The 18,142-nt window shown below is 67.5% G+C and carries 14 protein-coding genes; 9 read left to right on the plus strand and 5 right to left on the minus strand.

Annotated features, from left to right (window positions below):
• Window positions 1–14 precede the first annotated feature (14 nt).
• From AC3AOF_RS20145 to AC3AOF_RS20170, 6 genes are all read left to right on the plus strand, one after another.
• Window positions 15–1,319 (plus strand): MFS transporter, encoded by a 1,305-nt coding sequence (locus tag AC3AOF_RS20145; RefSeq protein ID WP_236989198.1) that lies wholly within the window; start codon window positions 15–17, stop codon window positions 1,317–1,319.
• Between the two features lie 298 nt (window positions 1,320–1,617).
• Complete coding sequence (gene petA, locus AC3AOF_RS20150) at window positions 1,618–2,181, plus strand: ubiquinol-cytochrome c reductase iron-sulfur subunit (protein WP_236989197.1); 564 nt, start codon at window positions 1,618–1,620, stop codon at window positions 2,179–2,181.
• A 39-nt stretch (window positions 2,182–2,220) separates the two neighbouring features.
• Window positions 2,221–3,507 carry a cytochrome b gene (locus AC3AOF_RS20155; RefSeq protein ID WP_488346303.1) on the plus strand — a complete coding sequence of 429 codons (1,287 nt, stop codon included), beginning with the start codon at window positions 2,221–2,223 and terminating at the stop codon, window positions 3,505–3,507.
• Between the two features lie 90 nt (window positions 3,508–3,597).
• Window positions 3,598–4,494: a cytochrome c1 gene (locus AC3AOF_RS20160; RefSeq protein ID WP_488346304.1), complete on the plus strand. Its 897-nt coding sequence runs from the start codon at window positions 3,598–3,600 to the stop codon at window positions 4,492–4,494.
• 62 nt (window positions 4,495–4,556) lie between these two features.
• Window positions 4,557–5,435 carry an S-methyl-5'-thioadenosine phosphorylase gene (locus AC3AOF_RS20165; protein ID WP_488346305.1) on the plus strand — a complete coding sequence of 293 codons (879 nt, stop codon included), beginning with the start codon at window positions 4,557–4,559 and terminating at the stop codon, window positions 5,433–5,435.
• 73 nt (window positions 5,436–5,508) lie between these two features.
• Window positions 5,509–6,381: an MBL fold metallo-hydrolase gene (locus AC3AOF_RS20170; RefSeq protein WP_488346306.1), complete on the plus strand. Its 873-nt coding sequence runs from the start codon at window positions 5,509–5,511 to the stop codon at window positions 6,379–6,381.
• Between the two features lie 7 nt (window positions 6,382–6,388).
• Here AC3AOF_RS20170 and AC3AOF_RS20175 read toward each other — a convergent pair whose 3' ends face one another.
• Window positions 6,389–7,369 (minus strand): ferredoxin reductase domain-containing protein, encoded by a 981-nt coding sequence (locus AC3AOF_RS20175; protein ID WP_488346307.1) that lies wholly within the window; start codon window positions 7,367–7,369, stop codon window positions 6,389–6,391.
• A 57-nt stretch (window positions 7,370–7,426) separates the two neighbouring features.
• Entirely contained in the window at window positions 7,427–7,780 is a 354-nt protein-coding gene (locus AC3AOF_RS20180) for a hypothetical protein (protein ID WP_236989191.1), read from the minus strand.
• 219 nt (window positions 7,781–7,999) lie between these two features.
• Between AC3AOF_RS20180 and AC3AOF_RS20185 the strand changes: the two genes are divergently transcribed.
• Window positions 8,000–8,380 (plus strand): response regulator, encoded by a 381-nt coding sequence (locus AC3AOF_RS20185; RefSeq protein ID WP_488346308.1) that lies wholly within the window; start codon window positions 8,000–8,002, stop codon window positions 8,378–8,380.
• A 44-nt stretch (window positions 8,381–8,424) separates the two neighbouring features.
• Here AC3AOF_RS20185 and AC3AOF_RS20190 read toward each other — a convergent pair whose 3' ends face one another.
• From AC3AOF_RS20190 to AC3AOF_RS20200, 3 genes are all read right to left on the minus strand, one after another.
• Window positions 8,425–9,684 (minus strand): alpha/beta hydrolase, encoded by a 1,260-nt coding sequence (locus AC3AOF_RS20190; protein WP_488346309.1) that lies wholly within the window; start codon window positions 9,682–9,684, stop codon window positions 8,425–8,427.
• A 164-nt stretch (window positions 9,685–9,848) separates the two neighbouring features.
• Window positions 9,849–12,731 carry an EAL domain-containing protein gene (locus AC3AOF_RS20195; protein WP_488346310.1) on the minus strand — a complete coding sequence of 961 codons (2,883 nt, stop codon included), beginning with the start codon at window positions 12,729–12,731 and terminating at the stop codon, window positions 9,849–9,851.
• Between the two features lie 166 nt (window positions 12,732–12,897).
• The gene (locus AC3AOF_RS20200; RefSeq protein ID WP_488346311.1) at window positions 12,898–13,998 is read right to left on the minus strand and encodes a UDP-3-O-acyl-N-acetylglucosamine deacetylase; all 1,101 of its coding nucleotides are present in this window, start codon (window positions 13,996–13,998) and stop codon (window positions 12,898–12,900) included.
• A 522-nt stretch (window positions 13,999–14,520) separates the two neighbouring features.
• Between AC3AOF_RS20200 and AC3AOF_RS20205 the strand changes: the two genes are divergently transcribed.
• Window positions 14,521–15,258, plus strand: coding sequence for a Crp/Fnr family transcriptional regulator (locus AC3AOF_RS20205; RefSeq protein ID WP_236989187.1), 738 nt, complete (start codon window positions 14,521–14,523; stop codon window positions 15,256–15,258).
• A 566-nt stretch (window positions 15,259–15,824) separates the two neighbouring features.
• Window positions 15,825–17,966, plus strand: a complete 2,142-nt coding sequence (locus tag AC3AOF_RS20210; protein WP_488346312.1) for a vanadium-dependent haloperoxidase — start codon at window positions 15,825–15,827, stop codon at window positions 17,964–17,966.
• Window positions 17,967–18,142: the final 176 nt, after the last annotated feature.

The raw sequence follows: 18,142 nt of genomic DNA on the forward strand, positions 1-18,142 counted from the left end.
GGGAGGACATCGCCGTGACGACCGACATCGAAGCCCGAACCATCAGGCGCGTCAGCTGGCGCCTGATCCCGTTCCTGATCGTCTGCTACTTCGTGGCCTATCTCGACCGCGTCAATGTCGGGTTCGCCTCGCTGAGCATGAACAAGGACCTCGGCATCTCGGCCACGGCCTACGGCCTCGGCGCCGGCCTGTTCTTCATCACGTACTTCATCTTCGAGGTGCCGTCGAACCTGGCGCTGGAGAAGTTCGGCGCGCGGCGCTGGATCGCCCGCATCATGCTGAGCTGGGGCGTGATCTCCGGCGGCATGGCCTTCATCGGCGGCGAGGCCAGCTTCTACATCATGCGCCTGCTCCTCGGCGCGGCCGAGGCCGGCTTCTTCCCGGGCATCATCTTCTATCTCACCCTGTGGTTCCCGGCGGCCTACCGGGCCCGTATCGTCTCGCTGTTCATGGTGGCGATCCCGCTCTCCAGCGTCATCGGCTCGCCGATCTCCGGCATGCTGCTCGAACTCGACGGCGTGCTCGGATTCAAGGGCTGGCAGTGGCTCTACGTGATCGAGGCGCTGCCGGCGATCGTCCTGTCGGTGATGACCTATTTCTACCTCACCGACCGGCCGGCCGACGCCAAGTGGCTCGCCCCCGACGAACGCGCGTGGCTGGAGCAGACGCTCGCCGCCGAGGCCGCCCGCAACCCGCGCCAGGGCCATGTGCCGCTGACCCAGGAAATCCTCAACCCGCGGGTGCTCGCGATCGCGGTGGTGTATTTCGGCGCCGTGGCGCTGCTCTACGCCTTCGGCTTCTTCCTGCCGCAGATCTTCAAGGCCTTCGGGCTCACCAACGCCCAGACCGGCTTCGTGATGATCATCCCCTACGCCGTCGGCACGGTCGGCATGCTGTGGTGGGGCCGGCGCTCGGACGCCAAGAAGGAGCGCCGCTATCACCTCGCCGCGGCGCTCGCCTGCGCGTCGGTCTGCACCATCGGGGCCGCGCTCGTCGACGATCACATCATGAAGGTGGTGCTGTTCTCGGGCGCGGCTCTCGGCATCTTCGGCGCGCTGCCGATCACCTGGACGCTGCCGACCGAGACCCTGTCGGGGGCCGCCGCCGCCGGCGCCATCGCGGTGGTGAACTCGATCGGCAACCTGTCGGGCTTCGTCGCCCCCTACGCCGTCGGCGCGATCAAGGACTGGACCGGCAGCTTCACCGGCGGCCTGCTGCTGATCGCCTGCGCGGGCATCGTCGGCATGATCACGGTCCTGCGACTGAGCCAGACCGGCGCACCCGCGGCCCCGGGCCGCATCGGTGCTCCCGCCGAGTAGCACCGCACAACCTCGGGGCGGCCTTGCAAGGCCGCCCCGCACTCGAAAACACACTCGCCCGAAATCTGGAATTCCTCCGGATCCAGCCCCCTTTTCGCCCTTTATTCCGGGGCTTGACCGTGCCAGAGAGCTAGCCGCGCGGCGACGCCCGGTCGCATTGCCGCCATGAGTGGGGAGGTGCTTCGGTCCGCCAGGATCGGGGAACGACAACCCCGCCGACCCTTCCCGCGGGCCTCGACGCCTTGTTGCCGCGCGAGCGGCGGCCCGCGCCGTCAACGATTTTCGGGAGAGCCGGAACTTGGCCACCACCGTCGCCCCATCCGACGCCGCGCATCCCCACGGGTCGACCCGCCGGGACTTCCTGTTCCTCGCCACCGGCGCGGGCGCCGTGGTCGGGGCCGCCGCTCTGGCCTGGCCCTTCGTCGCCTCGATGGCTCCCGATGCCGAGACGATCGCCGCCGGTGCGCCGATCGACGTCGACCTGACGCCGATCGCCGACGGCCAGATCGTCAACGTGTTCTGGCGCGGCAAGCTGATCTTCGTGCGCCACCTCACCGAGAAGGAGGTCGCCGACATGAAGGCGGTCGCCCCGGCGAGCATGATCGACCCGGCGCCGTTCCTCGGCCGCGTGAAGGCGGGCCACGAGCGCTGGCTCGTGACCTACGGCAACTGCACCCATCTCGGCTGCGTGCCGATCGCCAATGCCGGCGGCCACGAGGGCTGGGGCTGCCCGTGCCACGGCTCGCAATTCGACGCGGTCGGCCGCGTGACCCGCGGCCCGGCGCCGATCAACCTGCCGATTCCGCCCTACGCCTTCCAGGGCGACACCAAGGTCCGCATCGGCGAAGCGGCCACCGCCTGATCCGCCGATCGTGAAACAACGCCAGACGCGGGCTGCCCCATGAGCGCACACGCCACAACCTACATCCCCAAGAGCCGCTTCGCGAAGTGGTTCGAGGCCCGGCTGCCGATCGCAGGCCTGGTCCATTCCTCGTTCATCGCCTTCCCGGTTCCGCGGAACCTGAACTACTTCTGGACGTTCGGCGCCATCCTGATGGCGATGCTGGGCTCGCAGATCATCACCGGCGTCTGGCTGGCGATGCACTACCAGCCCTCGGCCACCGAGGCGTTCAACTCCGTCGAGCACATCATGCGCGACGTGAATTACGGCTGGCTCCTGCGCTACATGCACGCCAACGGTGCCTCGATGTTCTTCATCGCGGTGTACGTGCACATGTTCCGCAACCTCTATTACGGGTCCTACAAGGCCCCGCGCGAGGTGCTCTACATCCTCGGCGTGATCATCTACCTGCTGATGATGGCGACCGCGTTCCTCGGCTACACCCTGCCGTGGGGCCAGATGTCGTTCTGGGGCGCCACCGTCATCACCAACATCCTGGCGGCGATCCCGATCGTCGGCGACACGATCCAGAGCCTGCTCTGGGGCGGCTACTCGGTCGGCAACCCGACCATCAACCGCTTCTTCTCGCTGCACTACCTGCTGCCGTTCATGATCGCCGGCGTCGTCGTCCTGCACGTCTGGGCGCTGCACGTCACCGGCCAGAACAACCCGACCGGCATCCCGATCAAGACCGGCAAGGACGCCGTGCCCTTCACCCCCTACGCGACCATCAAGGACGTGTTCGCGGTGGTGGTGTTCTTCGTCTTCTTCGCCTACTGGATCTTCCTGCAGCCGAACTACCTCGGCCACGCCGACAACTACATCCCGGCGAACCCCGCCGTGACGCCGGCGCACATCGTGCCCGAGTGGTACTTTCTGCCCTTCTACGCCATCCTGCGCGCGGTGCCGGACAAGCTCGGCGGCGTGGTGCTGATGTTCGGCGCGGTGATCATCCTGGCGCTGGCGCCGTGGCTCGACACCTCGCGGGTCCGCTCGGCCAACTACCGGCCGATCTACCGCCAGTTCTTCTGGGCCTTCATCTTCTGCTGCTTCCTGCTCGGCTGGCTCGGCTCGAAGCCCCCGGAGGGCGGCTACGTGCTGGCCTCGCGCATCGCCACCTTCTACTACTTCGCCCACTTCCTGATCGTGATGCCGCTGGTCGGCCTCTTCGAGACGCCGAAGCCCCTGCCGGGCTCGATCCTGGAGAGCGTCACCGGCCCGGGCAAGCAGGTCGGTTCCTCCGGCATGCCGGCCGGCGCGACGGCGGCGCCGCCGACCAAGGGCTGATGATGCCCCGGACGGGCGGATGCTCCACGCATCCGCCCGCTCCACGATCGCGATGAAGCACTAACGACGCCGTAAGGGGCATCGAGGGGAATGATCAGAACACGCGCTCTCTTGGCTGCCGCTCTCGCCGCGCTCCTGTCGGCCGGCGCCGCCTCGGCCGAGGACCACGGCCCGCTGCCGCACCGCGAGAAGTGGACCTTCTCGGGGATGTTCGGCACCTTCGACCAGGCGCAGCTGCAACGCGGCTTCCAGGTCTACCGCGAGGTCTGCTCGAACTGCCACAGCCTGAACTACATCCGCTTCCGCAACCTCGAGCAGGAAGGCGGACCCGACTTCTCCGCCGCCCAGGTCAAGGCGCTGGCGGCCGAGTACAAGGTCAAGGACGGCCCGAACGATTCCGGCGACATGTTCGAGCGGCCCGGCCGCCCGGCGGACAAGATCCCGGCGCCGTTCCCGAACGAGCAGGCCGCGGCCGCCGCCAATGGCGGCAAGGCGCCGCCGGACCTGTCGCTGATGGCCAAGGCCCGCACCTTCGCCCGCGGCGGCCTGTGGTTCATCATCGATTGGCTGCCCTTCATCGGCTATACCGAGCAGGGCCCCGACTACATCCACGCCCTCCTCAACGGCTACAAGGAAGAGCCGCCGAAGGACGTGACCGTGCCGGAGGGCGGCCACTACAACGAGTTCTATCCGGGCCACGTCATCGCGATGCCCAAGCCCCTCAGCGACGGTCAGGTGACCTACGCCAAGGGCGCCGACGGCAAGCCGGTCGTGCCGGAAACCGTCGACCAGTACTCGCGCGACATCACCGCCTTCCTGATGTGGACGGCCGAGCCCCATCTCCTGGCACGCAAGTCGCTGGGCCTGCGGGCGCTGCTGTTCCTGATGGTGCTGGCCGGACTGCTCTACTACGTGAAGAAGAAGATCTGGGCCGACGTCGGCGGCGAGACGCACGGGCTGCAGCCCGAGCTGCACAAGACCAGCTGACGCCAGACATCATCCCTTCCCGAGGCCCCGCAAGGGGCCTCTTTCGTTAGAGGAGACCTCTGATGGTCAAGGCCGTGCTCGGAGTGATCGGCGGGTCGGGCGTCTACGACCTGCCCGGGCTGGAGGACGTGCGCGAGGAGCGGATCGCCTCGCCCTGGGGCGAGCCCTCGGACGCGCTCCGCATCGGCCGCATCGGCGAGACCCGGGTGGTGTTCCTGGCCCGCCACGGCCGCGGCCACCGGCTGTCGCCCTCGGGCATCGACTACCGCGCCAATATCGACGCGATGAAGCGCGCCGGCGTCACCGACATCGTGGCGCTCTCGGCCTGCGGCTCGTTCCGGCAGGAACTCTATCCGGGCCTGTTCGTGCTCGTCGACCAGTTCGTCGACCGGACGGTCGGCCGGACCTCGTCGTTCTTCGGCAATGGCTGCGTCGTCCACGTCTCGATGGCCCATCCGGTCGGTCCGCGCTTGCAGGCCCGCATCCTTGAGGCGGCCGAGGCCGAGGAGATCGCGGTGAGGAAGGGCGGGACTTACGTCTGCATGGAGGGGCCGCAATTCTCCTCCTACGCCGAATCGCTGAATCACAAGGCGCAGGGCTACGACGTCATCGGCATGACCAACATGCCGGAGGCCAAGCTCGCCCGCGAGGCCGAGATCACCTACGCCACCATCGCGATGGTGACCGACTTCGATTGCTGGCACCCGGAGCACGACGCCGTCGACGTGGCCGCCGTGGTGGCGGTGGCGCGGGCCAACGCCGCGAAGGCCGCCCGCCTGGTGAGCCGGCTCGCCCGTGACTTCCCGGCCGAGCGCGAGCCCTGCCCGGCGGGCTCCGACCGGGCGCTGGACGGCGCCATCATGACCGCCCCGACCCACCGCGATCCGGCGCTGATGGCCAAGCTCGACGCGGTCTGCGCCCGGGTGCTGGCGGACCTGTAGCGCCGCCTCCATCGACGGCGGTGCCGCCGCACCTATATCCGGCGGCACTTCCAGCCTCGATCAGGTCTCGCGCGTGCCCGGATACCTGCCCTTCGCGGGCGCCCTCGCTCTCCCCGCCTTCGTCTGCGACAATTGCGGCTTCTGGCAGCGCCATTTCGCGGCGCCGCCGAGCTGCCCCATGTGCCTCGACGCGCGCCACGTCGTCCCGCAGGACGGCTGGCGTTTTCGCGATGTCGCGGAGGCGCAAGACTCGTTCCCGTGCCACTGGGCCGAGGTCGAGCCGGGGGTGTGGAAATTCTGGAACGAGCCGGTCACCGGCATCGGGCCGAGCGCCTACCTGATCGTCACGCCGAACGGCAACATGGGCTTCGAGGGCTGCCCGGTCTTCAGCGAGGCGGCGCTCGATCACATCGCCGGCTTGGGCGGCATGACGATTCTCTCGGCGTCGCATCCGCACAGCTACGGCGCGCTGCCCCAGCTCCAGGACCGCTTCGACCCCGAACTGTGCCTGCCGGCGGCGGACTTCACCTGGAGCGCGGCGCTCCAGGTCTCCTGGCCCTACGACGACGTCCTGGAGCCGCTGCCGGGTCTGACGCTCCACCGCACCGCCGGCCATTTCGACGGCCACGCGGTGCTGCACGATCGCTCCCGCGGCATCGTGTTCTGCGGCGACGCCCTGAAGTTCGAGCTGGACCCGCAGAATCCGCGCGAGGCGCTGACGATCTCGGCCCACAAGGCCTTCGTGCGCGGCGTGCCGCTGACCCATGCCGAGCTTACTCGCTACCGCACGGTCTTCGCCGCCCTCGACTTCCACCAGACCTGGACGCCGTTCGAGCAGGCGGCGAATGTCGGGCGGGCGGAGGTGCTGGCGCTGATCGACGCGATGCTGGCCGGGCGGCCGCACGCCTATCCGGTGCCGGTCGCCGAGCTGCACGCCGTTCCCTGACGGGGCCTCACAACCCGAACTGCGCCCCCGTATCCCCCGGCGTGACGAGGCTGCGGGCCCGGCTGCGGGAGGGCAGGAAGGGCAGGGCGGCGCAGGACGCCCCGACACTGTCGCAGAGCCGCTCGATCGCCCGCACGATCTCCGGCGGGCCGGCGACGTGAACGGTGTCGCTGCCGCGCAAGGTGGGCAGGTGGGCGGTGACGGGGCCGTGGCGCACATCCGCCTGGCCGCGGCGGTCGCGGCTCGCGGCGAGCGTGACCTGCTGCACGCCGGTGCCGCGCAGCCAGTCGAGGGCCGGGCGCATGTAGAGGTCGTCGGCATCCGCGGCGCCGGCCACCACCACCATCTCGCGGCCGGTCTCGATGTGGCGCGCCGCCCGGGCGATCGCCCAGATCGGCGCGAAGCCGGTCTCGGCGGAGACCAGCAAGAGGCGTCCGGGGCCGGGGCGGTACGGTGTGCCGCCGGCCGGGCCCTTGATCCGCACGGCATGGCCGGGATGCACCGCCTCGCCCAGAGCCGGGCCGAGCGCGCCGCGGTCGCGGCGCAGGTGGAAGACGAGTTCGTTGAGCTCGGTATTGCCGGCGACGCGCTGGGTCGGGCAGTAGGGCCGGGCCGGCAGCCCTGCGAAGGCGACCTCCACGGCCTGGCCGGGAGCGACGTCGAGGGTGCGCGAGACCGTGACCACCACTTCCATCACCGCCCCCGAGAGCGGCGTGGCGGAGAGCAGCGTGCCGGCGCGCTTGGCGGTGCGCAGGACGGCGAGGGCGGACGGGGCAGGGCCCGGCCGGGTGGCGACGCCCTCGCCGAGGCGGGGCCGGGCGCGGCTGGTGTTGCGCAGGCGCGGCAGAACCTCCTGCAGCACGGAATCCTGGATCACGCCGTCGCGGCCGGCCGCCACGTTCCGGGGCAGGGCGGCGTCGAGGGGCGTGTCGCCGGTCGCCACACGGACGGGCTTGCCGTTGACGACGAGCGAGCAGCGGGGGCTCATGGCCGTCTCCGTGCGACTGATCTGGCGGTGGAACGGGACGAGGGGCGAGCCACGCTCTCAGCGCGGCGCGAACAGCAGGCGCTCGACGAGCGAGGCCCAGCGGTCGCGGTCGGCACGCAGGTCTTCCTGCCGGTCCTCGCCTTCAGCCTGCTGGGTCGTCAACGCGGCGACCTGGGCCCGCAGCTCCGCGGCGGCCTCGCGCTCGGAGCGCAGCACGGCCTTCATCACCTTGTTCTCGGCTTCGAGCGTCGCGACGAGGTCGTCGATCTCCTCGATCTCCATCGCGTCGGGCGGGGGCAGCCGGTAGGGACGGGCCCCGATCCAGCCCGGCGGCAGAAGCAGGCGCCGCACCAGATCGAAATCCGGGCCGCTGCTTTCCTGGCCCGAGATGTCAAACGCCGCCTCGCCCATCGCCGCCTCTCCGCGCCTCGCGCCGTCCGGACCGCACCCCTTGAGGGCGCGCCGCATCCGATCACGGCCAGGCTGACGATGCTGCCGTCATGGTTAAGGAGCATTTAAACCGCACCGTCGCATTCGCGCGATTGACCCGGGGGAGCCGCCGACACACTCTCGCCTCCGTTGCCCGGAGCGGACGGCGATTCGCCCGCCCCGGAACCCACGGAGATCGCGATGCTGGACGGACGACGGGTGCTGATCGTCGAGGACGAGGCGCTGGTCGCCCTGGAGCTGACCGAGATCGTGACCGCCTCGAACGCCCACGCCGTCGGCCCGGCCCGCACCAACCGCGAAGCCCTGGCCCTGATCGACCTCGAGGCGATCGACGTCGCGATCCTCGACCTCAACCTCGCCGACGGCGAAGCGACGCCCACCGCCGAATGCCTGATCGCCAAGGGCGTGCCGGTTCTGATCTGCACCGGCGGCGTCCTGCCTCGGGCGATGCGGCTGATGTGGCCGGATCTGCCGATGCTCAGGAAGCCCCTGAACCCGGACCGGCTGGTGGAGGCTTTGGGGGCGTTGTGTGCGGAGCCGGTGGGCGGGGACCATCCCTGATCGGCACCGGCCGGGGGAACGGCCCGCCCGTTCGGGCGCCGGCCTCAGGGACGGGAGGCCGGCACGGCGGAGGACGTCCGGTGCAGGGCTTCCGGCGCCATCGCGGACGAGCCCCCGACCAGATCGCCGGTAAGATTTCCGGGGTGAGCGGACACCGCATCCAGCACCGACTTCAAGATGGACGCTTGCCACGCAAAGTAAGGGTTGAAAGTCAGCCGGGCGTGGGTCTTGTTCGCCTCGCGATACCCCCAGTCCGAGTACCAGACTTCCCCGCCGCGCTCGCAGGCCTGCAAGCCGGCCTCGTCCTGACCGTTCCAGCAGATGCGGGCGGTTCCGCGGTCGCCATACAGTCGGTTCGTAGGGCTGAACAGGATGCCCATATGCGAGAACTGGCTGATCCGCCATTCCGGCAGGCGATCGCTGCGGACGAGGATCCGTCCCTCGTCGCCTGGCTTCGCCGGCGTTTCGCCGTACCAGATCAGCCGGCTGGCCGGGTGAGGGAAGCGCTCGCGGAACGTGTCGAGCAGGTAGCCCGTATCCAGCACCGAGTCGTTGCGGGCCACGACCATGAAGACCGGCTTGTCGTAGGGCCGCTCGTCGAGGTGACGCCGCACCGCCTGGCTACTGCGATAGAATTGCGCGAAGCCGTTGGTCGGCACCGTCAGGTAGCGCACCTCGTTCTGAAGCGGCGCCCGCCCGCCCGGCGCGAGCAGCCACGGACGGATTCGGGCGAGCAGCGGCGTCGTCCAATCCAGAGGTACGTCCGACTTGAAGCCCGGTGAGAACAGCACGAGCCCGGCGACGGCGTCGTTCTCGTAGGCGTATTCCGCGGCGAGGTTGGCCCCGGTGGAGAAGCCGCCGAGATAGACCTGCCCGACATCGCGGCGCAAAGCCTCCGCCTGCTCGCGCACGACCTGCCGCCACTGCTCCAGATCGGCATCCAGCAGATCCTCCGGGCGGGTGCCGTGGCCCGGCAGGAGGAGCGTGCGCACGAGGATGCCGTTCGCAGCGAGATCCTGGGCCACGTCGTGGAAGGACCAGGGAGAATCCCCGAGGCCATGCACGAGAAGGATGCCCCTGGAGGGCGCCGCACCCCGCCCCGACACGGCCGGGCGCCATTCCCGCGGGGCGTTCAGGGCTACCGCACGCTCCGTCCCCCAGCGTGCCTGCAGACGGGCGAGAGCCTGCTCGCGGTGTGCGGTGAAGCTTGCGGGTTCCGTCGCGAGGCCGGAGGACCCAGCCTCCGCCTGCGCCCCCGCCGCGACCAGGACGGCGAGGAGCAAAGCCGTACGCAACCACTTCATCGGGCAGCTCCTCGACATGGACGCGGGCGAACGGGCAGGTCGGCGCCCGATGAGGCGTCATCGCTGGCGGTTTCGTCGCCCGGGAGCCGCAGGCCACTCTTCCGCGCTGCCAGAGGCCGTTTCCGTGCGAGGCCGCACAGGATCGACGGAGCCGGTATCCGCCGCTACGCCGCCTCGGGCGCCGCCCCCACCAGCTGCCTGGCCTGCAACACCGACATCGGCTCGCCGAACGCGAACCCTTGCGCGTAGTCGCAGCCGATCTCGGCCAGCGCCAGGGCGTCGGCCTCGGATTCCGCGCCCTCCGCCACGATCTCCAGGCCGAGTTCCTGCGCCATCCGGACGATCGACCGCAGGATGCCGGAGCGGCCGTTCGCCATCTGGCGCACGAAGGAGTGGTCGATCTTGATCGTGTCGAAGGGGAAGCGCTGCATGTAGGTCAGCGCCGAGTAGCCGGTGCCGAAATCGTCGAGGCACAAGCCCGCGCCCAATTCGTGGATGCGGGCGAGCATTTGCGCGGCGTATTCCGGGTTCTCCATCACCAGGGCCTCGGTCAGCTCCAGCTTGAGCGAGCCGGGGACGACGCCGGTGCGGGCGAGCACGGTCTTCACGTCGTGCAGGAGATCGTGGCGCAACAACTGGCGCGAGGACAGGTTGACGGACGCGAAGATCGGCGGCTCGACAACCAGCGCCTGCTGCCAGGCGGCGAGTTCGGCGGCGGTGCGCTCGAGCGCGAAGACGCCGAGATTGACGATGAGGCCGGATTCCTCGGCGATCGGCAGGAAGACCTGGGGGGCGACGCGACCGAGCCGCGGGTGGTCCCAGCGCAGAACCGTCTCGAAGCCTGCCACGGTGCGGTCCTCAAGGCGGACGATCGGCTGAAAAAGGACCTTGATCTCGTTGCGCTCCAGCGCCCGGCGCAGGTCGCTCTCCAGCATCATCCGCTCGCCGCGGTCGGAGCGCATGGTCGGACGGTAGACCTCGATCCGGTCGCCGCCCTGGCGCTTGCCGTTGATCATCGCGAGTTCGGCGTTCTTGACCACGTCGTCGCGTTTCACCACCGCGCCGGCCTCGTGGAGCGCCACGCCGATCGAGGGCGTCAGGAAGATCTCCCGGTCGGCATAGGTGATCGGCGTGGTGATCGCCCGACGGATGCTGTCGGCAAACGCAATGATCCGGTCGGGATCGCGCTCGGAGAGCAGGATGATCGCGAACTCGTCACCGGCGACCCGGGCCAGGGTGTCTTGCGGCCGCAGGAGCCGGTTGAGGCGGCGCGACAGGGTCAGCAGGATCGAATCGCCCGCCGAGAGGCCGATCGCGTCGTTGACCTGCTTGAAGCGGTCGATGTCGACCACGAACAGGGTCGGCTTGAGGCGCGGGTCCTGGCTCGCCAGCGCGAGGCCCGAGTCGAGCCGGTCGTTGAACAACTCGCGGTTGGGCAGGCCGGTGAGGTTGTCATGCACCGCGTCGTGCAGCAGCCGCTCCTCGGCGATCTTCGCTTCGGTCACGTCCGCGATGGTGCCGACGATGCGCACCACCTCGCCGTCGGTGCCGATCACCGGCCGCGCCTTGAGGCGGAACCAGTAGTAGGGGCCGGCCGCCGAGCGCAGGCGAAAATCCTGGGAGATGCGGCCGCGGCGCTCCTCGATCACCGTGTCGAGGGCGGCGGAGTAGCGCTCGACGTCGAAGGGATGGAGGAGGGAGAGCCAGTTCGCCTGCGGCCCCTCCAACGCCCCGCGCTTCAAGCCCAGTTGCCCCTCGATCTCGGGCCCGGCGAAGACCCGATCGCCCGGCACGTCCCAGTCGAAGACGACGTCGCCGGCACCCGTGAGCGCCAGCGCCCGGCGCTCGGTGTCGGAGACGAGGCTGTTGCCCAAGCCCCCGCCCGCGAAGGCGTGCTGGAGCACCGTGAAGCCGATCAGCATCACGATCAGCACGAGGCCGCCGATCAGCGCCGGCTGGACGAGGTCGTTGTGGAGCTGGCCGGTGATGGCGAAGCCCGCCGCCACCACCCAGGCGAGCAGCAGGAGCCAGGTCGGGACCAGCAGGATCGCCCGGTCGTAGCCGTTATGGATGGCGAGGTAGACCACCAGCAGCAGGCCGATTCCCGCCACCGTCGCGATCGAGATGCGCGCCACGCCCGCCGCCACCGGCGGATCGATGACGGCGAGGCCCACGAGGCCGCCGAGGAACAGGAGCCAGATCAGCGCGACGTGGCTGTAGCGCACGTGCCAGCGGGCGAGGTTGAGATAGGCGAACAGAAACACGAGCAGCGTCGCACCGAGCACGGCCTCAGCCGACGCGCGGTAGATCCGCTCGGCGGCTTCCGTCACCGGGAAGATGCGCTGGAAGAACCCGAAATCGATACAGGCATAGGCCAGCACCGCCCAGGCGAGGGCGGCGGCGGCCGGGAAGATGATGGCGCCCTTGACCACGAACACGATGGTCAGGAACAGGGCCAGGAGCCCGGCGATGCCGATGATGATGCCCTTGTACAGGGTGAGCCCGGTCGCCTTCTTGCGGTAGGCATCCTGGTCCCAGAGATAGACCTGCGGCACGTTGGGGGTGCGCAGCTCCGCCACGAAGGTGACCGTGGTGCCGGGATCGAGCGTGATGACGAACTGGTCGGCATCCGGGCTCTCGTCGCGCTCGGGGCGGATGCCCTGGCTCGCCGTGATGGCGGCGATGCGCGAGCCGCCGAGATCGGGCCAGACCACGCCGGAGCCGACGAGGCGGAAATGCGGGGCCACGAGAAGGCGGTCGATCTGCTCGTCGGTGTCGTTGGTCAGCGCGAACACCATCCAGTCCGGCCGCGCCCCGGTCTCGCGCGCCTTCACGGCGATGCGGCGCACGATGCCGTCCTTGCCGGGCGCCGTGGAGATCTGGATCAGGTCGCCGTCCGAGCGGTAGCGCTCGATCGCCGGGGTCAGGTCGATGGCCTGAGAATCGAGGGTGACGCGCACGGCCTCGACCGCGCGGGCCTCCGGCGTGGCGAGAAGCAGCCCGGCGAGGGCCGCGAGGCAGGCGAGGACGAGTGAATACGTGCGCAAGCTTCGGCGTCTTCCGACCGGACAGGGACGGCCACGGGGCGGCTCGGGGGAGGTGCCGGACCGTACTGACGCCCAAGCTTGCGGGCAAGGCGGAGGCCTCGGATCTCCCCTGCCGCCCGCGAGCGCGGCCGTCGACGGGCTTCGATCGCTCGCCTTTGCGGCCAAATCAAGTTGGGCGGACGGCATCCCGAGCGGTGCCGGCCGCCGACGCGCCCGCGAGGGGGACGACCTCCCAGCATTCCGGATGGCGCATCAGCTCGCTCAGGAACGCGAAGGTAAGCGCATGGGTCGGGCAATTCGCCACGATGCGCCCGAGGATCGGCCGGCCGGCGAGGGCGAGGTCGCCGACGAGGTCGAGGATCTTGTGCCGCACCGGCTCGTCGGGAAAGCGCGCCCCGCCCAGCACCCGGCCACCGAGCAGGATCGCGACCCGCCCGGGGCGGGCGCCGCGCAGCAGCGGCTCGCGGTCGCGCGGGTGCATCCGCTCTTCCGTCTCCGGGCCGATCGGGCGCCGGTGCTCCGGCCGGCCCAGGGCAGGGACGAGGCCGCTCTCGCGCACGGTCTGGGACTCGAAGGAGCGTGCCCAGAGCCGGTCCCGGGTCGAACCCGGCAGGAGCGTGCGGGCGAGCCGCGTCTTGAGCAGCGTGCGCCAGATCAGCGAGGCATTGCCGAAGCTGCGGCTTTCGGCGATCTCGGCCCGGAACGAGGCGGGGTCGATCGGGCCGGACCAGCGCAGCACGCCGAAACCCGGCAGCCGGTCGGTACTGACATCGACGCTGAAATCGTCGGCCGGCTCGGCGCGCAGGAACCCGTGCAGCCCGTCGACCTGGAAGGGCGCGCGGATGCGTAAGGCCTCGCGCGGCCGCTCCTGCGCCACCCGCCCGGCCGCATCGATCAAGGCGCACCAGCGCGCGGCCGAGCCGTCGAGGATCGGGATCTCGGTCCCCTGCACGGTGATCGCGGCATTGTCGATGCGGCACGCCGCGAGGCTCGCCATCAGGTGCTCGATGGTGCGCAGCTTGCGCCCCTGGCCGATATCGAGGGCGGTGCTCATCCGGCTCGCGACCCAGCCGGCAATGCCGGCCGGCACATCGGCGGAGATCCCCGAGCGCGGGCAGCGCACGGCGAAGCGTATGCCGTGGCCGGCCGGGGCAGGGCTCAGCGTCACCCGGGCGACCCGGCCGGTATGCAGCCCCGGTCCGCGCACCGACATGGTCCGGCCCAGCGTCGCCTCGTGCCACGCGCTGTCCGTGCCCTCGAACCCCATCGTTTTCGCCCGGCTTGTCGGCGAACGGCCGTCGCCGCCGCCCATGCTGTTCCCCAGGGCCCGACGCGGTCGTTCCGTGGGCGGGACGGCCGAGCGGCCGGTCTCGTCCACCCCGGCTCTACGCCGCGCAGGATCCGCCTCCGGGCGCTCGCGCGCTCGATTGCCGATCGGTTCTAAGGAGGCTGGTCGGGTACCGACACTCGACCGTTCGGCCTAGTTCATGCGAAGGCGACCGCAGACGAGAGGTCCCTCGTCGCTCGGAGCGTCGACGCTTCGACTGTCGATCGCATGCGGATCGCAACGGCAGGTGCGGCGCGGCGATCCTTCCCGACGCACCGCCGATTCGCCTTCCCCCAGAGGGAGGCCGGAACGGCCGGGAGGTGAGGCGACGGACCCCGATCCTGCCGCTGCCGCATGTAAGCGCTCGACCCGGCGCTTTACTGGGCCGCGACAGACACTAACTGTCCGTCGGGAACGACAGGACACTCGCGCTGCCGAGCTGCGGGCCGGAAGGGGGGCACGATGAATCCGCTGATCCGGAAGCTCGAACGGTTCACCCGCCTGAGCGACGCGGACAAGAGCCTCCTGCAGCAGGCCGCCACCGCCCGGATCGTCAATTACGACACGCACCAGGACATCATCGCCGAGGGCGAGGAGCCGACCGACGTCAACCTGATCCTCGGCGGCTGGGTCTGCCGCTACAAGCAGCTCGCCGATGGCGGCCGCCAGATCATGTCGTTCCTGCTGCCGGGCGACCTGTGCGACCTCAACATCTTCCTCCTGCGCCGGATGGACCACGCGCTGGGTACGCTCACCCCGGTGGCGGTCGCCAAGATCTCCCGCGATTTGCTTCAGACGATGCTGAACGCCGACCCGCGCCTGACCCGGGCCCTGTGGTGGGAGGTCCTGGTGACGGCGGCGATTCACCGCGAATGGCTGGTCAATATCGGCCGGCGCACGGCGCTGGAGCGCGTCGCCCACCTGCTCTGCGAGGTATATTTCCGGCAACAGGCCGTCGGCCGGGCGAAGGACGGCCGCTGCGAGTTGCCGATCACCCAGGTCGAGCTCGCCGATGCGCTCGGGCTCTCGGCGGTGCACGTCAACCGGACCTTGCGCGAGCTGCGCCTGTCCGGCCTGATCGACTGGCGGGACAAGGTTCTGGCGATTCCGAACATCGATGCCCTGACGGGGGTGGCCCGGTTCGCGCCAGACTACCTGCACCTCGATTTCGAGGGGGAGCGGTACGGCGCGGCGTGTTAGCGGCGAGCCACGAAAGGGCGTATTCGGTCGAAAGTCCGCTGAAGTCCAGGCGACGGACGACGCGGCCGTCTCCATCGAGGCGATGATGACTGGGCGGCTCGGATCGAGGGGTAAGCCGATGGCCGTCCCCCAGCGGAGCCGTTCGTCAAGAAGTGCAGCACTATCCTCCCCTTGCCGAGCCACAACGTCGGTGCCGGTCGCTCACGCCGAGGGCTCATGAATAGTCGCGTTATTATTTCTTCCATTAAGCGACACAAAAGTATAGATTTTTGATATTTAATTTATAAAAAGAAAATTTTGACAAATTTATTTTTCTATCTAATTTCTATATATCAAAACAACAATGCAAACGGCGGTCGCAATCTCGGAAATAGCATAGCTCAGGCGGCAGAGATATCAAAAATCACTATAGTGTGTCATCGTTGTACTCAGATAGGCGGTAAAATTTAAACGTAATAAATTTCGCTCGAACGTGATTTTTTGATTGCGAACCAACCATTCATAACCGTATGATTTGGCGGCCAATCGCTTAATCGAAGCGAAATAAACGGTGAGGGAGACTTCCAATGCGGCTGTCGACCATCATTGCCTGTGTCATCGTCGTAGGCGCAACTGCCGAAGCCAGATCGCAAACTCAGCCTCTGACACCGGAAAGCTACGCCGAGTTCAATCGTATCTTCGGCGCAACGGCTGGGCGCAGGGACCCGACTGCGATCAAGGCCGACCAAGCCAAAACTACCAGGCTCAAATTGCCGGGGTCGGGCAACAATCTGACGTTGGACACGTTCACGCCGCAAAATCTAACCAATAATTTTGTCGCCAGAGCAGATATCGCCCAGACGATTGCAAAATTGTCCACTCCTGCTTCGATCAACTCCCTACTTCAGCTCTCTATTTTGGCGCCAGGCAACAAAACACAGACGCCAGGCGCAAATGATTATTTTAGATTCTGGCATCACGTGTCTCTCGATGCAACCTCTGTCGATCACGTGCCAGGTATCGTCGCAGGCCCCGTCACCTATTACCAGCAAGTTGGCCCGCATCGATCCAGCCGAGCGATGGCGCTCGTCCATCTCGCGATGTTCGAGGCTGCGAACGTTTATTCCGGTGCCTACGACAGCATGATATATGGAGCTGGCCTGGATAGCTTCATCGAGCCGCCTGTTCACGGAGTGCCGTCAGACAAAAAGACCGCGGCCGCGATCCATCAGGCGGCCTACGAGGTTCTTGCATGGCTTTACCCCGGGTTGATCAATTCCCGGATTGCATTACCTCCCATCGACTGTAAAAATCTCGAAGATATCAATCTCGGAATATATGACTTCAACCTCAAAAGTTATCGTCAGTGTGCCGCGGAGATACTAGGTATAAATTCGGCCGATTACCAAGAGGGTGCTCGTATCGGAAGCTCCGTCGCTCAACGTATCAGGGCATTACGGGAGGATGACGGCTCAAAGCTCACCGAACCCCAATTCGGATCGGCAAAAACCCCTCAGATCAATCCGGTCGACGGAAAGCTGCCGCCGGCGCAATGGTCTCCGGACCCGGTCTCGAAAATCCAGACTGCCCTTGGCGCATACTGGAAGGAAGTCCGTCCGTTCGCGCTTGAGACGGCCGCATCGCTGCGCCCCGGTCCGGTCGCGGACACTGTCAAGAACAAGTTGCTCGAATCCAAATTGACGCTTTCCGACGCCCGATCGACGATTCCGTCGCTCGATGCCGTGTATGAGTGGGCGGCCGAGCCGCTCTACGATGCCAAAGGCAACCGCGAGCTGGCGGAAAAGTACCGGGATGGCAGGAGCATCGCACAGTTCTGGGCTTACGACGGCACTGCCGGCTTGTGCGCGCCACCTCGCTTGTACAATCAAATCGTCGATGCAGTCATCGAATCATCAAATATGCCGTCCGGAGCTGATTTTACGCCGATCCAATTGCGTCCAGGCGTTCAAATGACCGAAACCGCCGACCTTCTGCACCTCTATGCATTGGTCAACATCGCGATGGCGGATGCGGCGATCGCAGCTTGGGAAGCAAAATATCATTACCAAGTGGCTCGCCCTGTAACGGTCATCCGTCAGGCGCAGCTCAACGACTCGTCGGACAGCTTTCCGTCGCAATGGTTTCCGCTCGGTGCGCAGGTCAGCAATTCCGATGGCGGACTGAACATCACTCCTCCATTTCCCGCATATCCATCCGGTCACGCCAGCTTCGGCGGAGCCTTGTTCGGCGTTCTCAGGCAATTCTACGAGCCCGGCGGGCAATTCAAATTTGTCTCGGACGAATTCAACGGGTCGAATAAAGATGCACTCAATTATGTGCGGTGCGGCAAAGACGAAAATGGGAATATTACTGATCGGTTTACAAGCAAGAAATTCTGCCAAGATCGCATCATGACGATGACTTGTGCGGAACGAGAGAACGCTGATAGCCGATTGACCATGGGTGTCCATTATATCTTTGACGCGGATACGGGAATCGCGCTCGGAAATCAGGTCGCTCGGGCCGTCGTCACGAAAGTGCTGAAGCGAAAAGCAGGATCGGCTGTGCCGGCCGCGGACTTTTCCGCTTTCGTTTCCGATGGACCTCAAGACCGCAATCAAAAATCTTTGATCTGTCCCGACGTGACGTGGCCGGGTCCGTTGAGCGATCCCATGGACCCGAAGGTCGGGTTCGGTCCCTTCACCGCTGTCGCAGTCAAGCCTCAGTAAAGGTTGCACTGCCGATGCAGCGGTTCCGACCGGTGCATCGGCATCGATCGCAAGCGTCACTGATGACAGGACGGCGAAGACGGGCTCCGGACGCCCCACGGTGACTGAGGGGCACAGTCTTCGCCAGGAACCGTTCCAGTGAAGCGCCTTGCCGAAGGCGACCGGATTCCGGCGTC

The organism is Methylobacterium sp. 142-1Y (assembly GCF_057747795.1).

What these genes read in the sequence shown, in the direction of transcription:
- AC3AOF_RS20190 (WP_488346309.1), bottom strand. Translation starts at nt 9,684, where the DNA reads ATGAAGTGGTTGCGTACGGCTTTGCTCCTCGCCGTCCTGGTCGCGGCG.
- AC3AOF_RS20180 (WP_236989191.1), bottom strand. Translation starts at nt 7,780, where the DNA reads ATGGGCGAGGCGGCGTTTGACATCTCGGGCCAGGAAAGCAGCGGCCCG.
- AC3AOF_RS20210 (WP_488346312.1), top strand. Translation starts at nt 15,825, where the DNA reads ATGCGGCTGTCGACCATCATTGCCTGTGTCATCGTCGTAGGCGCAACT.
- AC3AOF_RS20165 (WP_488346305.1), top strand. Translation starts at nt 4,557, where the DNA reads ATGGTCAAGGCCGTGCTCGGAGTGATCGGCGGGTCGGGCGTCTACGAC.
- AC3AOF_RS20160 (WP_488346304.1), top strand. Translation starts at nt 3,598, where the DNA reads ATGATCAGAACACGCGCTCTCTTGGCTGCCGCTCTCGCCGCGCTCCTG.
- AC3AOF_RS20200 (WP_488346311.1), bottom strand. Translation starts at nt 13,998, where the DNA reads ATGGGGTTCGAGGGCACGGACAGCGCGTGGCACGAGGCGACGCTGGGC.
- AC3AOF_RS20155 (WP_488346303.1), top strand. Translation starts at nt 2,221, where the DNA reads ATGAGCGCACACGCCACAACCTACATCCCCAAGAGCCGCTTCGCGAAG.
- AC3AOF_RS20175 (WP_488346307.1), bottom strand. Translation starts at nt 7,369, where the DNA reads ATGAGCCCCCGCTGCTCGCTCGTCGTCAACGGCAAGCCCGTCCGTGTG.
- AC3AOF_RS20185 (WP_488346308.1), top strand. Translation starts at nt 8,000, where the DNA reads ATGCTGGACGGACGACGGGTGCTGATCGTCGAGGACGAGGCGCTGGTC.
- AC3AOF_RS20205 (WP_236989187.1), top strand. Translation starts at nt 14,521, where the DNA reads ATGAATCCGCTGATCCGGAAGCTCGAACGGTTCACCCGCCTGAGCGAC.